14 protein-coding genes are annotated in these 17,544 nt (G+C 35.3%); 5 read left to right on the top strand and 9 right to left on the bottom strand.

Annotated elements, in window-relative coordinates; all coding sequences use genetic code 11:
- Window positions 1–20: 20 nt before the first annotated feature.
- The 3 genes from treC to treR all read right to left on the bottom strand — a co-directional run bounded on the left by treC (window position 21) and on the right by treR (window position 3,974).
- The gene (gene treC, locus ACUXVC_RS03220; protein WP_144465677.1) at window positions 21–1,682 is read right to left on the bottom strand and encodes an alpha,alpha-phosphotrehalase; all 1,662 of its coding nucleotides are present in this window, start codon (window positions 1,680–1,682) and stop codon (window positions 21–23) included.
- 13 nt (window positions 1,683–1,695) lie between these two features.
- The gene (treP, locus tag ACUXVC_RS03215) at window positions 1,696–3,123 is read right to left on the bottom strand and encodes a PTS system trehalose-specific EIIBC component (RefSeq protein WP_000513942.1); all 1,428 of its coding nucleotides are present in this window, start codon (window positions 3,121–3,123) and stop codon (window positions 1,696–1,698) included.
- 140 nt (window positions 3,124–3,263) lie between these two features.
- Complete coding sequence (gene treR / locus ACUXVC_RS03210; protein ID WP_053565260.1) at window positions 3,264–3,974, bottom strand: trehalose operon repressor; 711 nt, start codon at window positions 3,972–3,974, stop codon at window positions 3,264–3,266.
- A gap of 449 nt (window positions 3,975–4,423) precedes the next feature.
- On the opposite strand from treR, the gene ACUXVC_RS03205 reads away from it, so the two are divergent.
- Window positions 4,424–5,821 carry an amino acid permease gene (locus ACUXVC_RS03205; RefSeq protein ID WP_000448446.1) on the top strand — a complete coding sequence of 466 codons (1,398 nt, stop codon included), beginning with the start codon at window positions 4,424–4,426 and terminating at the stop codon, window positions 5,819–5,821.
- Between the two features lie 31 nt (window positions 5,822–5,852).
- Here ACUXVC_RS03205 and ACUXVC_RS03200 read toward each other — a convergent pair whose 3' ends face one another.
- Both ACUXVC_RS03200 and ACUXVC_RS03195 read right to left on the bottom strand, forming a co-directional pair.
- Window positions 5,853–7,556, bottom strand: coding sequence for a putative bifunctional diguanylate cyclase/phosphodiesterase (locus tag ACUXVC_RS03200; RefSeq protein WP_000893346.1), 1,704 nt, complete (start codon window positions 7,554–7,556; stop codon window positions 5,853–5,855).
- 480 nt (window positions 7,557–8,036) lie between these two features.
- A complete protein-coding gene (locus ACUXVC_RS03195; RefSeq protein WP_001106382.1) occupies window positions 8,037–8,375 on the bottom strand; it encodes a hypothetical protein in 339 nt (112 codons plus the stop codon).
- A gap of 214 nt (window positions 8,376–8,589) precedes the next feature.
- On the opposite strand from ACUXVC_RS03195, the gene ACUXVC_RS03190 reads away from it, so the two are divergent.
- The 3 genes from ACUXVC_RS03190 (at window position 8,590) to ACUXVC_RS03180 (ending at window position 13,027) form a co-directional block, all read left to right on the top strand.
- On the top strand, window positions 8,590–10,119 hold the full coding sequence (locus ACUXVC_RS03190) for a cardiolipin synthase (RefSeq protein WP_098976319.1): 1,530 nt from the start codon (window positions 8,590–8,592) through the stop codon (window positions 10,117–10,119).
- A 127-nt stretch (window positions 10,120–10,246) separates the two neighbouring features.
- The gene (locus tag ACUXVC_RS03185; RefSeq protein WP_000892988.1) at window positions 10,247–11,140 is read left to right on the top strand and encodes an ATP-binding protein; all 894 of its coding nucleotides are present in this window, start codon (window positions 10,247–10,249) and stop codon (window positions 11,138–11,140) included.
- 3 nt (window positions 11,141–11,143) lie between these two features.
- On the top strand, window positions 11,144–13,027 hold the full coding sequence (locus ACUXVC_RS03180) for a vWA domain-containing protein (RefSeq protein WP_144465678.1): 1,884 nt from the start codon (window positions 11,144–11,146) through the stop codon (window positions 13,025–13,027).
- A 37-nt stretch (window positions 13,028–13,064) separates the two neighbouring features.
- Here the strand turns inward: ACUXVC_RS03180 and ACUXVC_RS03175 are convergent, their stop codons facing one another.
- The 3 genes from ACUXVC_RS03175 to ACUXVC_RS03165 are packed head-to-tail and all read right to left on the bottom strand — an operon-like array spanning window position 13,065 to window position 15,747.
- Window positions 13,065–13,487 carry an NUDIX hydrolase gene (locus ACUXVC_RS03175; protein ID WP_095691423.1) on the bottom strand — a complete coding sequence of 141 codons (423 nt, stop codon included), beginning with the start codon at window positions 13,485–13,487 and terminating at the stop codon, window positions 13,065–13,067.
- A gap of 59 nt (window positions 13,488–13,546) precedes the next feature.
- Window positions 13,547–14,512, bottom strand: a complete 966-nt coding sequence (locus ACUXVC_RS03170; protein ID WP_000723125.1) for an L-threonine 3-dehydrogenase — start codon at window positions 14,510–14,512, stop codon at window positions 13,547–13,549.
- A 44-nt stretch (window positions 14,513–14,556) separates the two neighbouring features.
- Window positions 14,557–15,747 carry a glycine C-acetyltransferase gene (locus ACUXVC_RS03165; protein WP_000095906.1) on the bottom strand — a complete coding sequence of 397 codons (1,191 nt, stop codon included), beginning with the start codon at window positions 15,745–15,747 and terminating at the stop codon, window positions 14,557–14,559.
- 213 nt (window positions 15,748–15,960) lie between these two features.
- Between ACUXVC_RS03165 and ACUXVC_RS03160 the strand changes: the two genes are divergently transcribed.
- Window positions 15,961–16,692, top strand: a complete 732-nt coding sequence (locus ACUXVC_RS03160) for a class I SAM-dependent DNA methyltransferase (RefSeq protein WP_000885974.1) — start codon at window positions 15,961–15,963, stop codon at window positions 16,690–16,692.
- Window positions 16,693–16,720: 28 nt separating this feature from the next.
- Here ACUXVC_RS03160 and ACUXVC_RS03155 read toward each other — a convergent pair whose 3' ends face one another.
- On the bottom strand, window positions 16,721–17,542 hold the full coding sequence (locus tag ACUXVC_RS03155; protein ID WP_001167953.1) for an ABC transporter ATP-binding protein: 822 nt from the start codon (window positions 17,540–17,542) through the stop codon (window positions 16,721–16,723).
- Window positions 17,543–17,544 lie beyond the last annotated feature (2 nt).

The following is a 17,544-nucleotide window of genomic DNA, read 5'->3' as shown; positions in this document are numbered from 1 at the left end:
CCCATGCGGCATACAACCTTTTATTTCGTATATCGATACACAATTGATTCATATGGTCTTAAGTTAAGTTTTGCAATATCCTTGCTAGCATCTTTATAATTCGATAGTAGTACTTCTTGTTTCATTCCATCTAATTGAACGTGCGCTGGTACAGAATACGTTATTTCTTCTCCATAGAAGTTATTTATAACAAGTAGTACTTCACTTCCTATAGTACGAGTATATGCCCAAATTTTAGGATCATTTTTATCCAAAATAGCATATTCTCCTTCTGTAATTACATCATACGTTTTTCTAAGTTCTATTAACTTTTTATAATGATAAAATACGGACTCTTTATCTTCTAATGCCTTCTCTACGTTTATTTCTTTAAAGTTTTCAGCCGCTGAAATCCAAGGTTTACTTGTTGTAAAACCACTGTTCATCTCTTCATTCCACTGCATTGGAGTGCGCGAGTTGTCACGAGATTTTTGCTTTAAAATCCCTATAATCTCTTCTTTTGATAGCCCTTCTTTTAGCTTTATATCGTATATATTTAACGATTCCACATCACGATATTGCTCGATGGACTCAAATTTAGGATTCGTCATACCGATTTCTTCCCCTTGATAAATATAAGGCGTTCCTTGCAGCATGTGCATGGCTGTCGCTAACATTTTTGCAGATTCGTTTCGGTACTTTCCATCATCACCAAAGCGTGACACGATGCGAGGCTGGTCATGATTACACCAAAATAACGCATTCCATCCTCCGCCTTTTTGTATTTCAATTTGCCAGTTAGACATAATCTCTTTTAATTTAATAAAATCAAACTCTGCTTTCGTCCATTTATCACCATTCGGATAATCTACTTTTAAATGATGGAAACTAAACGTCATGCTTAATTCATTACGCTCAGGATTAGAATATTTAATACAATTATCAATTGTCGTAGATGACATTTCTCCAACTGTAATTACATCTTTTCCTGCAAAAACATTTCGGTTCATCTCTTGTAAATATTCATGAACACGCGGACCATCTGTATAATACTTGCGTCCATCACTTGTCGCAGTACTACCTTCATCGTTTAAGAAGCATTGGTCTTTTGAAATTAAGTTAATGACATCTAATCGGAATCCTGTTACTCCTTTATCCAGCCAAAAACGCATCATATCATATACTTCTTCACGAAGTTTTTCATTTTCCCAATTTAAATCAGCTTGTGTTTCATCAAATAAATGTAAATAATATTGCTCCGTCTTCTCATCATATTTCCAAGCAGATCCACCAAACTTAGACTGCCAATTATTTTTTTCATCACGCCAAATATAGTAATTACGATATGGACTATTTTTATCTTCCTTCGCTTCTTTAAACCACTTATGTTCAGTCGAACTATGATTTACAACAATATCAAGCATAATCTCAATGTTACGTACTTTCGCTTCTGCTAAAAGTTCTTCAAACTCTTCCATCGTTCCGTAAGATGGATCAATGCTGTAGTAATCACTTACATCATATCCATTATCATTTTGTGGTGATTGGTATATCGGTGTTAACCATATATAATCCACTCCGAGTTCTTTTAAATAATCTAGTTTCTCTGTAACACCTTTTATATCCCCGGTTTCTCTATTGTAATAACTATTAAAGCTCTTCGGATAAATTTGATAGACTACACTTTTATGCCAATCCTTCATGTTTAACTTCCTCCTACTTCTGTTTGACTCTTTTTGCAAATAACCATGTTAAAGTAAATGGGATCACAACTGCAATAATCATTCCTACAATAAACATTGGAATCGATTTCGGAATGATAGAAATAAATGCTGGCAATCCGCCAATTCCGATAGCAGGTGCTAATACACCATTTAATGTAATGAATATCGCTGCCACAGCAGACCCTATAATCGCTGCATAGAACGGGAACTTATTTCGTAAATTCACACCAAACATCGCTGGTTCTGTAATACCGAAGTATGCTGAAATGGCTGATGTTGATGCCATACTTTTATCATTTTGATTTTTAGAAATCCAGAACATCGCAAGTGCCGCACTACCTTGCGCAATGTTAGAAAGAGCGATCATCGGCCAAATAAATGTACCGCCATGTTGTGCAATCAATTGTAAATCAATTGCAATAAACATATGATGCATACCTGTAATTACGAGCGGTGCATATAACGCTCCAAATAATACTGCTCCAACTACTGGTACTGTTTCATATACACCTACTAATCCTACTGTTAATAAATCTCCAATATGACGTGTAACCGGACCGATAATTCCTAATGCTAACACACCTGTCACAACGATTGTTGTAATTGGTACAACTAATAATTGAATTGCATTTGGTACATGTTTCTTTAAGAAAATTTCCACTTTACTTAATACAAATGCTGCTACTAAAACAGGTAAAATTTGTCCTTGATATCCTACCTTCTCAATTTGGAACAGTCCTAAAATGTTGAAGTACTCAATCTTTTGACCCTCTAAACCAGTCGCTGCTTTTCCATAGTCCCAAGCGTTTAATAAGGCCGGGTGCACAAGCATTAATCCCATAACAATCCCTAGTATTGGACTACCACCAAAACGCTTCGTTGCTGACCATCCGACAAGTGCTGGTAAGAATACGAATGCTGTATTGGCCATCATATTAATTAAATCCCAAAGCCCGCCTAAGTTCGGATAAACATCTAATAAATTTTTCCCATCAAAAAATAAGTCCTTTGCCCCTAATAAATTGTTAATACCCATTAGTAAACCAGCTGTTACGATCGCTGGTAATATCGGCATAAATACATCCGAAAATATTTTTACAAACTTTTGAGCTGGATTTAACTTCTGATTTCCAGAGTCTTTTACGTCAGCTACAGTCGATTCTTTCATACCTGCAAGCGTTATCAATTCAGCGTAAACACGATCTACATCCCCTGGACCAATTACAACTTGAAATATACCAGCGTTATGAAACGCTCCTTTCACTAATGAAACAGACTGTAATTTATCATTATCTATTTTACTTTCATCTTTTAAAGCGATACGGAGCCTCGTCACACAATGTGCAGCTTGTTCAATATTGTCTTTCCCACCAATATACTGCAACACTTCCTCTGCTGTTTTACGATAGTCTTTCCCCATATTCCCGTCCCTCTTTTCTTTTTTTGATACCGTTTACAATTACATATTAACTCGTATATATAAGTTAGTCAACACTCGTATATACGAGTTTGTGTTTTTTTTATAAAAAAAGAGATGAAACAATATTTTGTTCCACCTCTTTACTTCCTGCGTGCCACATCCGAAAAGTGAAAAATATCTAAACGGTGGCGTGATTCTGTATATTCAAACTGACTTCCATCATACAAATGTGTAAAGTTTTTCACAACGACAACATAGTCTGTTCCATTTAAATCTAAATACTTTCTGTCATCCTCTGTACATGGCTGTACTTCAATTACCCTCTGCGAATAACTAATGTGTAGCCCAAGCTCTTTCTCGATGTATTTATAAATCGATGCTGTTGCAATTTCTTTCGTTAATCCTGGAATAAACTCAGATACAAAATGATTTATATCTAAAATTACTTTTTCTCCATCAATATTTCGTACACGTTTAATATGGTCAATCTCTGTTTTTTCTTTTACATTTAATAATTTCGCAATTTCTTTTGTGGCTTTTTCTTTGCCCATTTCCACAACTTCTGTAATACAATGACGTCCTAAACGTTCATTTTCTTCTTGGAAACTTACAATACCGCCAAAATTAAATTCAATATTCTTTCGCTTTAAAACAAAAACACCTTTTCCATGAATTTTTTGCACATATCCACGCTCTTGCAGTAAATCTACCGCTTTTCTTACCGTTCCTCGGCTTGCCTCATACTGCTTCATTAATTCTGTTTCTGATGGGATTTTGCATCCCTCTTTTAATTGTTTATTATCAATAGATTTACTGATTTCTGTATAAATTTGTTCATACTTACTCATCATCTACAATAGCCCCTTGTCACCTTCTAATTCTATATGTATTATAACATGCTTCACTCTTCTGCCAATCTCTCACTTATTTTCCAGTACAAGAAAAATATAGGTAAATATTTAATCTTTAAAACGTATTTTTATAAAAATTTTTATATTTTTCTTTTCATTCAAAAAAACATGTAGTATACTAACTTCAAAATCAGAGGAGAAAGGGAGCAAAGAACTATGCTTACTTATACAACAACTGTAGTTACATTTGCACAAAAACATCATCATCATACGTAACCCTTGAAACCTAGCGGAAAAATTACGCGTAGGTACAAGGGTTATTCCCGTTGTACCTACGTTAGGCAAAGAGCCATGTAGGTATTTTTTATCTACATGGCTCTTTTTTTATTGTCAAAAAGCTAGTAAAAAATGATGTTTAAGCAAAACTTACTACAAAGGAGTTAACAAAAATGGAAACGAAAAAATGGGGATTATGGGTTTTAACAGCATTTGTTATCGGGAATATGGTTGGCGGTGGCGTATTTATGCTTCCAGCAAATTTAGCACAAGTATCAGGGCCAATGGGTTCTACACTCGCATGGAGTATTACAGGCCTTGGCGTATTTATGATTGCACTTGTATTTGGAAATTTAGCGATTCGGAAACCAGAATTAAAAGCTGGACCACAAAGCTATGCTCAAGCGATGTTTCCTTCAAAAAAAGCTGGTAAAGTTGCAGGATATAGTATGGCATGGGGATATTGGGCTGCTAACTGGGCTGCAACAGCATCTGTTATTATTTCCTTTGCTGGATATTTATCAACATTCTTTCCAGTTTTACAAAGTAAGCAAATTCTTTTTTCAATAAATGGATTTTCACTGGAACTCGGAAAAGGGTTAACTTTCCTCGTATGTAGCCTTATGCTGTGGGGAATTCAATATATTCTTTCTCAAAATATTGATCGAGCTGGAAACATGAATCTACTTGCTACCATTGCAAAAATTATCGGATTTACAATGTTTATTGTAATTACATTATTCATTTTCAACGCCTCTAATTTCGGAGATGGTCAAACCTTTATGAATGAAGCTGGACAATCAATCTCATTAGGTGGACAAATCAATTCAGCTGCTATTGCAACACTCTGGGCATTTATCGGTATTGAATCAGCAGTTATGCTTTCTAATCGTGCAAAATCACAGCGCGATGTAAAAAAAGCTACGATTTTCGGATTAATTATCGCTCTTCTTATTTACATGTCAATTACTTTACTTACAATGGGAGCTCTTCCGCAAGATGCTTTAAAAGAGTCTCAAAAACCTTTAGTAGACGCATTAAATTTAGCAATTGGAAATAAAGGTGCATATATAATGGCTTTACTCGCTCTTATATCTTTATTTGGATCTACAGTTGGCTGGATTGTTGTTAGTTCAGAAGTACCTTACCAGGCAGCAAAGAATGGACTTTTCCCTAAGTTTTTCGGGAAAACAAATAAAAAAGGTAGTCCTTCAAAATCATTATTGATTACAAATGTAATGACGCAAATCTTCTTATTTTCAACGATTTCTGGTACTGTTTCAGAAGCGTATAGTTTCGCTATCGTCGTAGCAACATTAGCCTATTTAATTCCATACCTTGTTTCTACTCTGTACCAATTCAAACTGGTTATTACAGGAGAAACGTATGATATAATGCCTGGTTCTCGAATAAAGGACGGGATCATCACTACATTAGCTTTTGTATACTCAATTTGGGTTATCAAAACAGGAACTGCTGACTTAAAAACGTTCTTCTTAGGAATTGGATTGTTCGTATTAGGTCTTATTCTTTATCCTGTACTAATGAAAGACTCACAAAAAACGGATTAAATAAAGAGAAGCTGCTGGCTTCTCTTTTTTATTAAAAATCTGTAATTAACTTTTCTTTTAGCTCTCCTACAGATAAAGGTTTCGCATAATAAAATCCCTGTACATAATCACAGCTCATTGATTGTAACAAACTCTCTTGCTCTACTGTTTCTACCCCTTCAGCAACTACTGCTAAATTTAAACTATGAGCAATTTCAATAACGGATTTTACAATCGTTCGTTCTGGTTGTGCGTGATCATAATGAAATTCACGAATAAAATTACGATCAATTTTTACAATATCCAGTGGTAGTTGTTTTAAATAATATAAGGAAGAATAGCCAGTTCCGAAATCATCCAAAGCAATTAAAACACCCATATTTCTTAATTCTTGTAATGTAGCAATAATATAATCAAAATGGCGAACTGCAATACTTTCCGTTATTTCTAATATTAAACGGTTCGGAGGAAAACCAGTCCTCTTTAAAATGCTACGTACAGACAAAATAAAACGTTTCTGCATTAATTGTTGTATAGATAAATTCACAGATAACTTTAGTCCTTCTTGGTAATTTGGCAATGTTTTAAACAATCGGCATGACTTTTCTAATACCCAGTCTCCTAGCTTTATAATAAGTCCAGACTCTTCAGCAACAGGGATAAATTCGCTTGGTGAAATAGGTCCGTCTTCTGTCATACAACGTACTAGAGCTTCTATACCAGAATATCTCTTCGTTTTCAAATCAATAATAGGCTGCAATGCTACATCTAACTCTTCATCACGAATTGCCTTTTGCAAAGCAAACTCAACTTTCATTCTACGATTTATTTTCGCGCGTAGCTCATCTGTAAAGAAACATGCAGCGTTTCTCCCCTGTTCTTTTGCACTATACATAGCTAAGTCAGAGTTTTTCAATAAAGTTTCCACATCTTGTCCGTCTTGTGGATAAGAACAAAGTCCTAGACTAGCTGAAATGTATACTTCATGGCCTTCAAGCATAAATGGTGCCTGGAAACATGACAACACAGATGTCGCTAACTGACTCATATCATCTTGTCTATGATTTTTTGTTAACAGCACAAATTCGTCGCCACCTAGCCTAGCCAGAACATCTTTCTCTCCTAGTACATAATGCAACCTTGAAGCAACTTCGCTTAAAAGTAAATCTCCTATCATATGACCTAACGTATCATTTACTAATTTAAAACGGTCCAAATCAAAGTAAATCATACCAAATTCTTTTTTATCTGCAATCAATTTATTAACGGTCGTTATTAATTGTAAACGGTTAGGCAAACTCGTTAAAGCATCGTGATAGGCAAGTTCCCTATAACGACTTTCACTTAGCCGTAGTCTATGTTCCGCTTCTTTTCTACTACTAATATCATTTCGAATTGCGATAAACTGGTATGGCTCTCCTTTTTCATTTAAAAATGGAACAATTGTTGTTTTGACCCAATAATATGTACCATCTTTTGCTCGATTCCGAATCTCACCTGTCCATACTTTCCCATTCAAAATACGTTTCCATAAGTCTTGAAAAAAGGTTTTTGGATGATGTCCTGAATTTAAAATACGGTGATCTTTTCCAATTAATTCTTCTCTTTTGTATTTAGAGATTTCACAAAATTTATCATTTACATATGTAATAAGACCTTTTCGATCTGTAATTGCAACAATTGAAGACTCATCTAATGCTAACTTTAAATCTCGCAATGAAGAGTCATATAATGCATGACCTCTCTGTTCTAGCATGCGCATCTCTCCTTGCTTCTATCTGACTAAAACACAACCTGTTTCTCTTCATAGAAATAGAGATATTTCATTTTCTAATACTAGCCCATTACATAAATTATCTTTTTAAATAGACCGATTAAAATAACATAATATTATTTGTAATAAAAAGCAATATTATACCGTTCCAATTATAACTAGTAGCTTCTCATCTCCCTAATTATTTCGCGCCTTATTATACTGCAATCCCTTTAAGTGGCTCTATGCAAGCCTTGTTTCCAACTAATACCACTCACATCTGATCTCTTTGTTTTTAATAACGAAATAGAAATTAGAACATACTACATAACTATTCACGAATAATAATATAAAACTCTACATCAATGTATATGTTTTTGAATTACAATAACAAAATATTAACATATTTTCACCTTAATTTTGGAAGTATTTTATAAATAAATACCGTATTAAACTAAAAAAGAGGATAGCCTCTTTTTTAGTTTAATACGAATATGGTATTTGCTGATAACCTGGGTATGGCATTGGATACGTTACAGGGTATGGTGATGGATAAGCTACTGGATATGGAGCCGGATAATATCCTCCACTTGTTGCACCTGTTAATGCACCCGCTGTCAGTCCGCCTAACACTCCTCCTGCAAAGCTTCCAGGGAAAAATCCGCCTCCCCATGAACTACCACCACCCCAGCCCCATCCGCCTCCGTGATGATGATGGTGATCATAGTGATTGTGTCCTCCATGGTGATGATGTCCGCCGTTATGATTGTGTCCTCCATGATGATTCCGATAGTACAATCCATTATTTTCTATATAATTCATGTTTCTCCGCTCCTTTTCGATTTTTTCATTTTCATATGCGTTAAGAGTGAGATAAAAAATGGGATAGTACACTGTATGTAGGACAAATGCGGAAAGTATAGGTGAAATGTCTATATTTTGTAAAAAAAGCAAAACACCTTATAATAAAGATGTCATATTACATCTTCTATTTAAGAAGTCTATATTGAAAAAAGATTAGGGGAATTATATAGAAATGAAGAAGCCTATCGTTCAATTACTATTAATATTTACAATTGTATCTATCGTTCTGTTCCTATTAAATACATCGTATATCTCGTTATATACATTTGTCGGTGCTCTATGGTCCATCACAATCGTAGGAATTTCATTCGTTATTTTTATAGAAAATAGATCTCCACAAAGTACATTAGCATGGTTTTTAGTATTAGCACTTCTTCCTATTATAGGTGTGCTTTTATACGCTATTTTCGGACGCAGCCGCTGGAGAAGAAAAAAACATCTCCATCGTTCAGAAGAACAAAGAAAATTATTCCGTGAAATATTAGAAGGAAGAAGACTAGAGTTATTACTCACAGTCCCACTAAATGAACGTTCCTTACATTTAACAGAAGTCATACAAAAATTTGGGGGCGGTCCTGTCGCAGATAAAACAACTACAAAACTTTTAACAAACGGAGATCAAACATTTTCAGAAATTTTGCGAGCTATAGAGCAGGCAAAACATCATATACATATTCAATACTACATTTATAAATCTGATGAAATTGGTACAAAAGTTCGAGATGCTTTAATACAAAAAGCAAAAGATGGTGTTATTGTACGCTTCCTTTATGATGGCCTTGGAAGTAATACGTTAAGAAGACGATTTTTACAACCTATGAAAGAAGCTGGGATTGAAATTGTAGAATTTGACCCTATTTTTTCAGCTTGGTTACTTGAAACTGTCAATTATCGTAACCATCGAAAAATTGTTATTGTAGATGGAGAAATTGGTTTTACCGGAGGACTCAATGTCGGTGATGAATATCTTGGTCGTTCAAAGAAATTTCCTGTTTGGCGTGATAGTCATTTAAAAATAGAAGGAAAAGCATTATATAAATTACAAGCAATCTTTCTAGAAGACTGGCTCTATGCCTCTAGTGGTTTAAATACTTATTCCTGGGATCAATTCATGAATAGACAATACTTCCCAGGTAAAGAGATTTCAAATGCAGAAGGTGCTGTTCAAATCGTAGCCAGCGGACCAAGCTCCGATGATAAAAGTATTCGTAATACATTATTAGCTGTTATGGGCTCTGCAAAAAAATCAATTTGGATTGCTACACCCTACTTTATTCCAGATCAAGAAACTTTAACATTATTACGCTTAAGTGCAATTGCCGGAATAGATGTACGGATTTTATATCCAGGTAAAAGTGATAGCATCATTAGTGATCAAGCATCTCAATCCTATTTCACTCCGCTTTTAAAAGCTGGTGCTTCTATTTACAGTTATAAAGATGGTTTTATGCATGCAAAAATTGTACTCGTTGATGATACAATTGCAACGATTGGAACAGCAAACATGGATGTACGTAGCTTTGAATTGAATTACGAAATTATTAGCGTACTTTATGAATCAAAAACAGTTCACGATATTAAACGTGATTTTGAAGAAGACTTTAAACATTCAACTGAAATTAAATGGAACTCTTTCCAAAAAAGAAGTATAAAAAAACGCATATTGGAGTCTTTCATGAGGCTCATTTCTCCTTTACTGTAAGCAATCAACTTCATCTTGATTGCTTTTTCTTTTCCCTTTATCCTCCTTCCTTTTCTTTGCATACCATATTAAAACAAGTTATCATAAGATGTATTACTTTATGAAAATAATGTTAGGTGGGAAATACATGTTAGAACAATTTCATATACATTCTGATTTAAAACAACAGCTTTCTACGATTCATGAAAAGAATAAACAAGAAGCTGGTGAAAATGCACATTTAATCGGAACGAAAATATATAAAGCGTCTGATAATAGCATTATTGAAGATGCGATTACAGCACTTCTTCTTGGCAAGAACATTCTATTAAAAGGACCGACTGGTAGTGGTAAAACAGTACTAGCGGAAACTCTTTCTTCTTTATTCCAAAAACCAATGCATAGCATTAACTGCTCTGTCGACTTAGATGTAGAAGGTATTTTAGGATACAACACACTACAAACGAAAGATGGTGCATCTGAAGTTTCATTTGTTAACGGTCCTCTTATGAAAGCAATGAAGAACGGTCACTTCCTATATATTGACGAAATCAATATGGCAAAACCTGAAACTTTACCGCTACTTCACGGCGCATTAGATTACCGTAAAATGATCACAAACCCATTTACACAAGAGGTTGTATACGGTGATGACGAATACCGTGTAATTGCTGCGATTAACGAAGGTTACGTTGGAACAAGTGAACTAAATGAAGCATTAAAAAACCGTTTCGTTATTATTGAAGTTCCTTACATTCAAGGTGACACATTAAAAGAACTATTATTAGCAGAATCAAAATTAAATGATGTTGCAACAATTGAAAAGTTTGTTGCATTTGCAAGCGACCTTATGCCTTTAGCTCGCGACGGACGTGTAAGTGAAGAAGCAGCAAGTATTCGTGGTATTATCGACGCATGTGATTTAGGTGTATATATTCCTGTTATGCGCGCTATTGAACGAAGCATAATTGCAAAACTTAATGATGAAACAGAACAAATGACTGTCCGTGAATTAGCAGAAAGTTATTTCTTTGAGGGATAATTTATGAGACAAATTTTTAGTGACAAAAAAATTGATGCGTCGCTGTTTCTACAAATGGAAAATTTAATGTATGCCCTTCTAAAAGAAGACGATGCCTATCTTGAATATGGCTATAAAGCATACTACGACGAAATTGAAAAGAAAGTTGTCATTAGTCACTTTTGGGATGATCGACAAGAAGAAGATACAGTAATCGGATTAAAAAGCGAAGTGTTCTTAAAAGCACTTGGTAATAAACATTACTCGGACATGACTTTAATTCGTTCGTATGCGATTGAATTGCAAGAATCGCCCCTAAAAAAGTTTTTAACACAATTATTTGTTCTATTAGAAGATTTACGCGTTGAGGAAATCGTAAAGAACTTACGTCCTGGCACGAAACATATTTTTAAACGCCGAAAAGAAATGTACCGCAATTATTTCGGCTCTCAAAATGAAATAAACCGCGTTCGTAATTATCACGGTGATCGTCTATTTTGCCTATGCTATCTTTCATTAACGAGCGATAAATATGAAATGTTTAATAATGAATATTTTGAGCAAATTGAAGCGATTTTACATGAAACATTCCAAGCACGTAATACAGAAGATATTATGTATATCGTTGAGAAAATTCGCTATCGCTTAGAGGCGCTTCTTGAAAGTGATATGCTTAACAACTATTTCGGACATGCTCCACTTTACTTATCTGTTCTTGCAGACGAAAAGAACTGTCGCGTCGAAGATTTAGCAAATGATGATACGCAGCTTATAGATGACGATGAAAATAAAAACAAAATGGATGAGAGTTTCTCCACATGGCATCGTGAAAATAAAAATAACGAAAACGAGAACTTTTTACGCTTTGAATTAGAAAGCGGAACAAAAACAAACATGATGGGCGATACTGCTCGTGAATCAGAAGATGGCGACCAAGCACTTGGTTCTGTACAAGGTACTTCTCAAAAAAGTACACAATCCAACTTTGATGGCGCTGATACAGAAGAAGCAAGGGCTTCACACGCTTCTAGCCAGCACGACGGTGCATATGGGAAGTATAATGTAGGTGCTTCTCATACATTTAAAGAAGCTCGCAAAGTAAATATTGATGAGAAAAAAGATTACCAAGCTATCAAATCAGTCGTCAATAAAGATGTAAAAGAATTAAAGAAAATTATCGAAAAAACGATTGAAAATAAAACGAATGCGAATAGTGATAAATATTACGGAAGACTTCGTAAGAAATTCCTTCGTATTTATACCGAAAAACAACCACGGATGTTTTATAAAAAAGGACAAGAGTCACAAGAACTCGATGTTGCATTCCAACTGTTAGTTGACTGTTCTGGTTCTATGTATAACAAAATGGAAGAAACGAAGAAGAGTGTTGTACTATTCCATGAAGCTTTAAAATCTTTAAAAATCCCGCACGCTATTAGCGGATTTTGGGAAGATGCCTCTAGCGCTAAACCTGAAGATAAGCCGAACGTTATCCATGAAGTTGTAAATTATAAAAACTCAACGTTACCAAACGTTGGTCCAGAAATTATGCAACTTCGTGAAGAAGAAGATAACCGCGACGGATATATTATTCGTATCGTTTCTGAAAAGCTTGCCAAAAGACCTGAGAAACATAAATTCTTACTAGTCTTCACAGACGGTGAGCCTTCTGCGCTAGACTATCAACAAGACGGAATTTTAGATACGCATGAAGCTGTTAAACTCGCGCGTAAAAGTGGTATGGAAGTAATCGGTATCTTCATCGAAGAAGGCGAAGCGAAAGAAGCAACTTATCAATTGATGAAAAACATTTATAACCATCACTTCTTAGTTGCAAATCACGCTGAAGATTTACGTCTAAAGATTAAACCACTATTGAAAAAATTATTACTGAAGACGATTGAATAGAAAATAGGAGCCTTGTGGCTCCTGTTTTTTCGTTCAATTACTTTGTTTCTGGTTGAAACTTGTATGGAATGGCTACTTCTAACAAAGATTCAAATCCTCCGTCATAGTATGAGAAGCGCTCATTCGCAATTGTTCGATCCACCCACTCTATTGCAGAAATTTCACCTTCATCTTCCGCAATAAGTTCACCTTTTACTACATTCACTCGGAATGTAAAAAATAGCGCATGATTCCCTGATTCTTCAAAGAATTTTTCATTAATCGCAACAAGTCCAGCTAACGCAGCAGTTAAACCTGTCTCTTCTTTCACTTCTCTTATTAGTGCTTCCTCTAATATTTCACCTTTTTCCACAGCCCCGCCTGGCAATGACCAAACGTTTTGTTCTACATTATGTACCATTAATATTTTATCTGTTTCTTCGTCATGTATTAGTGCATATACGACATCAACTCTCTGCATAAGGCTTCTCTCCCTCCAAAAATGATGAAGAGTCGATTCCTAAGAATCGACTCTTCCTATTAATTCATCACTAACTCAGCTGTGAGCTTTTTTTTTAACTTAGCCAGCATGTCAGTTGTCATTTTATCTAAATCGTATTCTGCTTTGAAGCCCCACTCTTTCATTGCTGCTGTTGCATCAATAGAGTTTGGCCAGCTATCAGCGATTGTTTGACGAGCTGGATCTACTGCATAATCCATTGTAAACGTCGGAATGTGTTTACGAATTGACGCTGCAATTTGCTCTGGCTCGAAGCTCATTGCTGTAATGTTAAATGCATTTCTATGCACTAGCTTACTTGGATCAGCTTCCATTAATGAAATGATCGCTTGTAAAGCATCAGGCATATACATCATGTCCATGTACGTTCCTTCAGCAATGTATGAGGTGTATGCACCTTTTTTAATCGCCTCATAATAAATTTCAACTGCATAATCAGTTGTTCCGCCTCCTGGAGGAGCTACGTAAGAAATTAAACCTGGGAAACGGACACCGCGCGTATCTACGCCAAATTTTTGATGATAATAATCACATAGTAATTCTCCTGCTACTTTGTTTACCCCATACATCGTAGTAGGACGCTGAATTGTATCTTGCGGTGTATTATCTTTTGGCGTCGATGGACCGAATGCACCGATAGAACTTGGCGTGAAGAACTTACAGTTTAATTCACGAGCTGCTTCTAGAGCATTTACAAGTCCACCCATATTTAAATTCCATGCAAATAACGGATTTTTTTCTGCTGTTGCTGAAAGTAAAGCTGCTAAATGAATAATTGTATCTACTTCATTACGCTTTGCGATATCATGTAGTTTTTGTCCATCTGTTACATCTAACGTTTCAAATGGACCAGACGTTACTACTTCACTGTCTGTTTCACGAATATCTGTTGCAATAACATTTGATGCGCCGTATACATCACGAAGTTTCATTACTAGTTCAGAACCAATTTGCCCTAAAGAACCGGTTACTAGAATTTTTTTCATTTTCCCCACTCCTCATTTGCAAGCTATTCAAAAGATGTCGTTACTTAAATGATGCCCATTTCTTTCCCTACTTTTTCATACTTACGAATTGCTTCATCTAACATTTCTTTCGTATGAGCTGCTGTAGGCATATTACGAACACGACCTGTTCCTTTTGCTACAGTTGGGAACACGATAGATTTTGCGTATACGCCTTCTTCATTTAGACGTTTACTAAATTCTTGTGTTAATACTTCGTCCCCAATAATACAAGGTGTAATTGGCGTTTCACTTTCCCCAATGTTAAAGCCAAGTTCTTTTAACCCTTGTTTTAAATAGCGACCATTTTCCCATAGACGATCATGTAACTCTGTGCTTTCCATTAAGATTTCAATTGATCTCATGCAAGCTGCCGCATCAGCTGGTGTTAATGCTGTAGAGAATAAGAATGGACGTGAACGAACTTTTAACCAGTCAATTAAGTTTTGTTTCCCTGCTACATATCCACCAATTACCCCAATTGCTTTTGATAATGTACCAATTTGGAAATCAACTTTATCAGAAAGACCGAAGTGCTTTACAGTTCCTGCACCTTTTCCAAGTACACCTGAACCGTGTGCATCATCTACGTATGTCATTAAATCTAACTCTTCTGCAATCTCAACAATTTCTGGTAGTTTTGCAACATCTCCATCCATTGAGAAAACACCGTCTGTAATTACCATTAATTTATTATAAAGACCTGATTCTTTCGCCGCGATTGCTTTTTGGCGTAAATCTTCCATATCAGAATGTTTATAAACAATAATTTTTGCTTTTGATAGACGACTACCGTCAATAATAGATGCATGATTTAATTCGTCTGAAAGAATCGCATCATTTTTATCCATAACAGCTGAAATCGCTGCCATATTACAGTTAAATCCTGATTGATAAGCAATCGCTGCTTCTGTATGTTTAAACTTTGCAATTGTTTCTTCTAACTTAATATGCAAATCTAAAGTACCGTTAATTGTACGAACAGCCCCTGCTCCAACACCGTACTTATGAATAGCACCAATTGCTGCTTCTTGCAAACGGCTATCTGTTGCTAATCCAAGATAGTTGTTTGAAGATAAGTTAATATATTCTTTTCCGCCAATTGTAATGATTGGTCCATTCGAACTCTCAAGCGGATCAATTACGTTATAAAGCCCCTTTGATTTTAAATCCTCTAAATTTTCTTCTAAAAATTTCGCAAGTGTTTTACTAGACATTGTGAAGCCTCCCATCGTTCATGTAAGCGGATTATTGTCTTAATAGTTCTAATAATCCCTCTACTAGCTTAACACGTTTTCAGAATTTATTATAGAAAAATAGTTTAAAGTAACCGCTTACAATTCTGGATTATATATGATTCATTACAATAAATCTATCATTTACTTTTCATATTTGATAGAATTAAAAAAATATTTAGGGAGGCTTCAAACATGGCATTTACAGAATCTGATGTATACAATAACACAGCATTTTTCGAACAATATATGAAACGAAGATACCGAGAAAATAGCCCAAATGAATCCATTGAAAAACCAGTATTCTTTCAGCTCATTGGTCATGTGCAAGGAAAACAAATTCTCGATTTAGGCTGTGGTGATGCTAAGTTTGGTGCGGAATTATTAGAGAAGGGATGCTACTCTTACACCGGCATTGAAGGCTCCGAGCTTATGTATGGAAAAGCTAAAAAACAACTAGAAAATAAAAATGGATCTGTTCATTTTTTAAACCTCAAAGATTATACCTATCCCTCTTCCACTTTTGATTTAGTAACCTCTAGACTTGCCTTACATTATATTGAACATCTTGATATCATTTTTCAAAATGTGTTTCAAACTTTAAAAACAAATGGCACCTTTACCTTTAGTGTTCAACATCCCGTTATTACTTCTTCATTTGAAAGCTTACAAACAAGTGGTAAAAGAACGAGTTGGCTCGTCGATGATTATTTTAAACTAGGCAAACGGGTTGAACCATGGATTGACCAAGAAGTTATTAAATATCATCGTACAACGGAAGAGTATTTCACATTATTACAGCAAGCCGGATTTACCATTACATCATTAAAAGAAGCTACACCAAATCCAACCTATTTTCAAGATGAAGAAGAGTATAAACGTCGCTTACGTATTCCTCTCTTCCTGTTATTTTCTTGTACCAAATAAAAAAAACGATGACTCACTCATCGTTTTTTTATCTCATTGCCTGAGCAACTTCTTTAACTACACGTCTTCCTCTTCCGTGAGGGATACAAAGCGGTGTTCCAAACAACGGATCCGTACTAATTTGACACTCCATTCGGAATACATCACGTACTAGTTTCTCATCTACCACTTCTTCAGGTTTACCTTGTGCATATATTTGTTTATCTTGAATTGCTACAATGTTATCTGCATAGCGGCATGCTAAATTCAGATCATGTAATACCATAACAATTGTTCTTTGTTCTGTTTCATTTAATTCGAATAATAAATCTAGCACTTCAATTTGGTGAGTCATATCTAAGTATGTAGTTGGCTCATCCAGTAAAATGATATCTGTATCTTGTGCAAGTGTCATTGCGATCCAAGCACGTTGACGCTGCCCACCTGAAAGAGCATGCACATCACGCTCAGCAAATTCTGTCATACCTGTTGCTGCAAGTGCCTTCTGTACCATTTCCTCGTCTTTTTCTGACCATTGCTTCAGCCATGTTTGATATGGATAGCGCCCTTGCTTTACAAGTTGTAATACTGTAAGTCCTTCTGGTGCTTGTGGTCCTTGCGGTAAAATCGCCATTTGACGAGCAATTTGCTTCGTTTGCATACTTTGAATTGCTTGATTATCTAACAAAATATCACCATTTGTTGGCTTTAATAATCTAGCTAGTGAACGTAATAAAGTTGATTTCCCGCAACCGTTAGAACCGATAAAAATTGTAATTTCTCCTTTTGGAATTTCTAAGTTCAGCTCATCAATAATAATTGTTTCACCATAAGACAACGTCAAGCGTTTCGTCTCCAATGCTTTTTGCATAT

This window comes from Bacillus sp. N6 (assembly GCF_052805735.1).
The sequence above is the reverse complement of the archived record's forward strand: the minus strand, read 5'-3'. Positions and strand labels throughout refer to the sequence as shown.

Bases quoted from the DNA above. Each gene is read 5' to 3' on its own strand.
- treC (WP_144465677.1), bottom strand. From the start codon at position 1,682: ATGAAGGATTGGCATAAAAGTGTAGTCTATCAAATTTATCCGAAGAGC.
- treP (WP_000513942.1), bottom strand. From the start codon at position 3,123: ATGGGGAAAGACTATCGTAAAACAGCAGAGGAAGTGTTGCAGTATATT.
- treR (WP_053565260.1), bottom strand. From the start codon at position 3,974: ATGATGAGTAAGTATGAACAAATTTATACAGAAATCAGTAAATCTATT.
- ACUXVC_RS03205 (WP_000448446.1), top strand. From the start codon at position 4,424: ATGGAAACGAAAAAATGGGGATTATGGGTTTTAACAGCATTTGTTATC.
- ACUXVC_RS03200 (WP_000893346.1), bottom strand. From the start codon at position 7,556: ATGCTAGAACAGAGAGGTCATGCATTATATGACTCTTCATTGCGAGAT.
- ACUXVC_RS03195 (WP_001106382.1), bottom strand. From the start codon at position 8,375: ATGAATTATATAGAAAATAATGGATTGTACTATCGGAATCATCATGGA.
- ACUXVC_RS03190 (WP_098976319.1), top strand. From the start codon at position 8,590: ATGAAGAAGCCTATCGTTCAATTACTATTAATATTTACAATTGTATCT.
- ACUXVC_RS03185 (WP_000892988.1), top strand. From the start codon at position 10,247: ATGTTAGAACAATTTCATATACATTCTGATTTAAAACAACAGCTTTCT.
- ACUXVC_RS03180 (WP_144465678.1), top strand. From the start codon at position 11,144: ATGAGACAAATTTTTAGTGACAAAAAAATTGATGCGTCGCTGTTTCTA.
- ACUXVC_RS03175 (WP_095691423.1), bottom strand. From the start codon at position 13,487: ATGCAGAGAGTTGATGTCGTATATGCACTAATACATGACGAAGAAACA.
- ACUXVC_RS03170 (WP_000723125.1), bottom strand. From the start codon at position 14,512: ATGAAAAAAATTCTAGTAACCGGTTCTTTAGGGCAAATTGGTTCTGAA.
- ACUXVC_RS03165 (WP_000095906.1), bottom strand. From the start codon at position 15,747: ATGTCTAGTAAAACACTTGCGAAATTTTTAGAAGAAAATTTAGAGGAT.
- ACUXVC_RS03160 (WP_000885974.1), top strand. From the start codon at position 15,961: ATGGCATTTACAGAATCTGATGTATACAATAACACAGCATTTTTCGAA.
- ACUXVC_RS03155 (WP_001167953.1), bottom strand. From the start codon at position 17,542: ATGCAAAAAGCATTGGAGACGAAACGCTTGACGTTGTCTTATGGTGAA.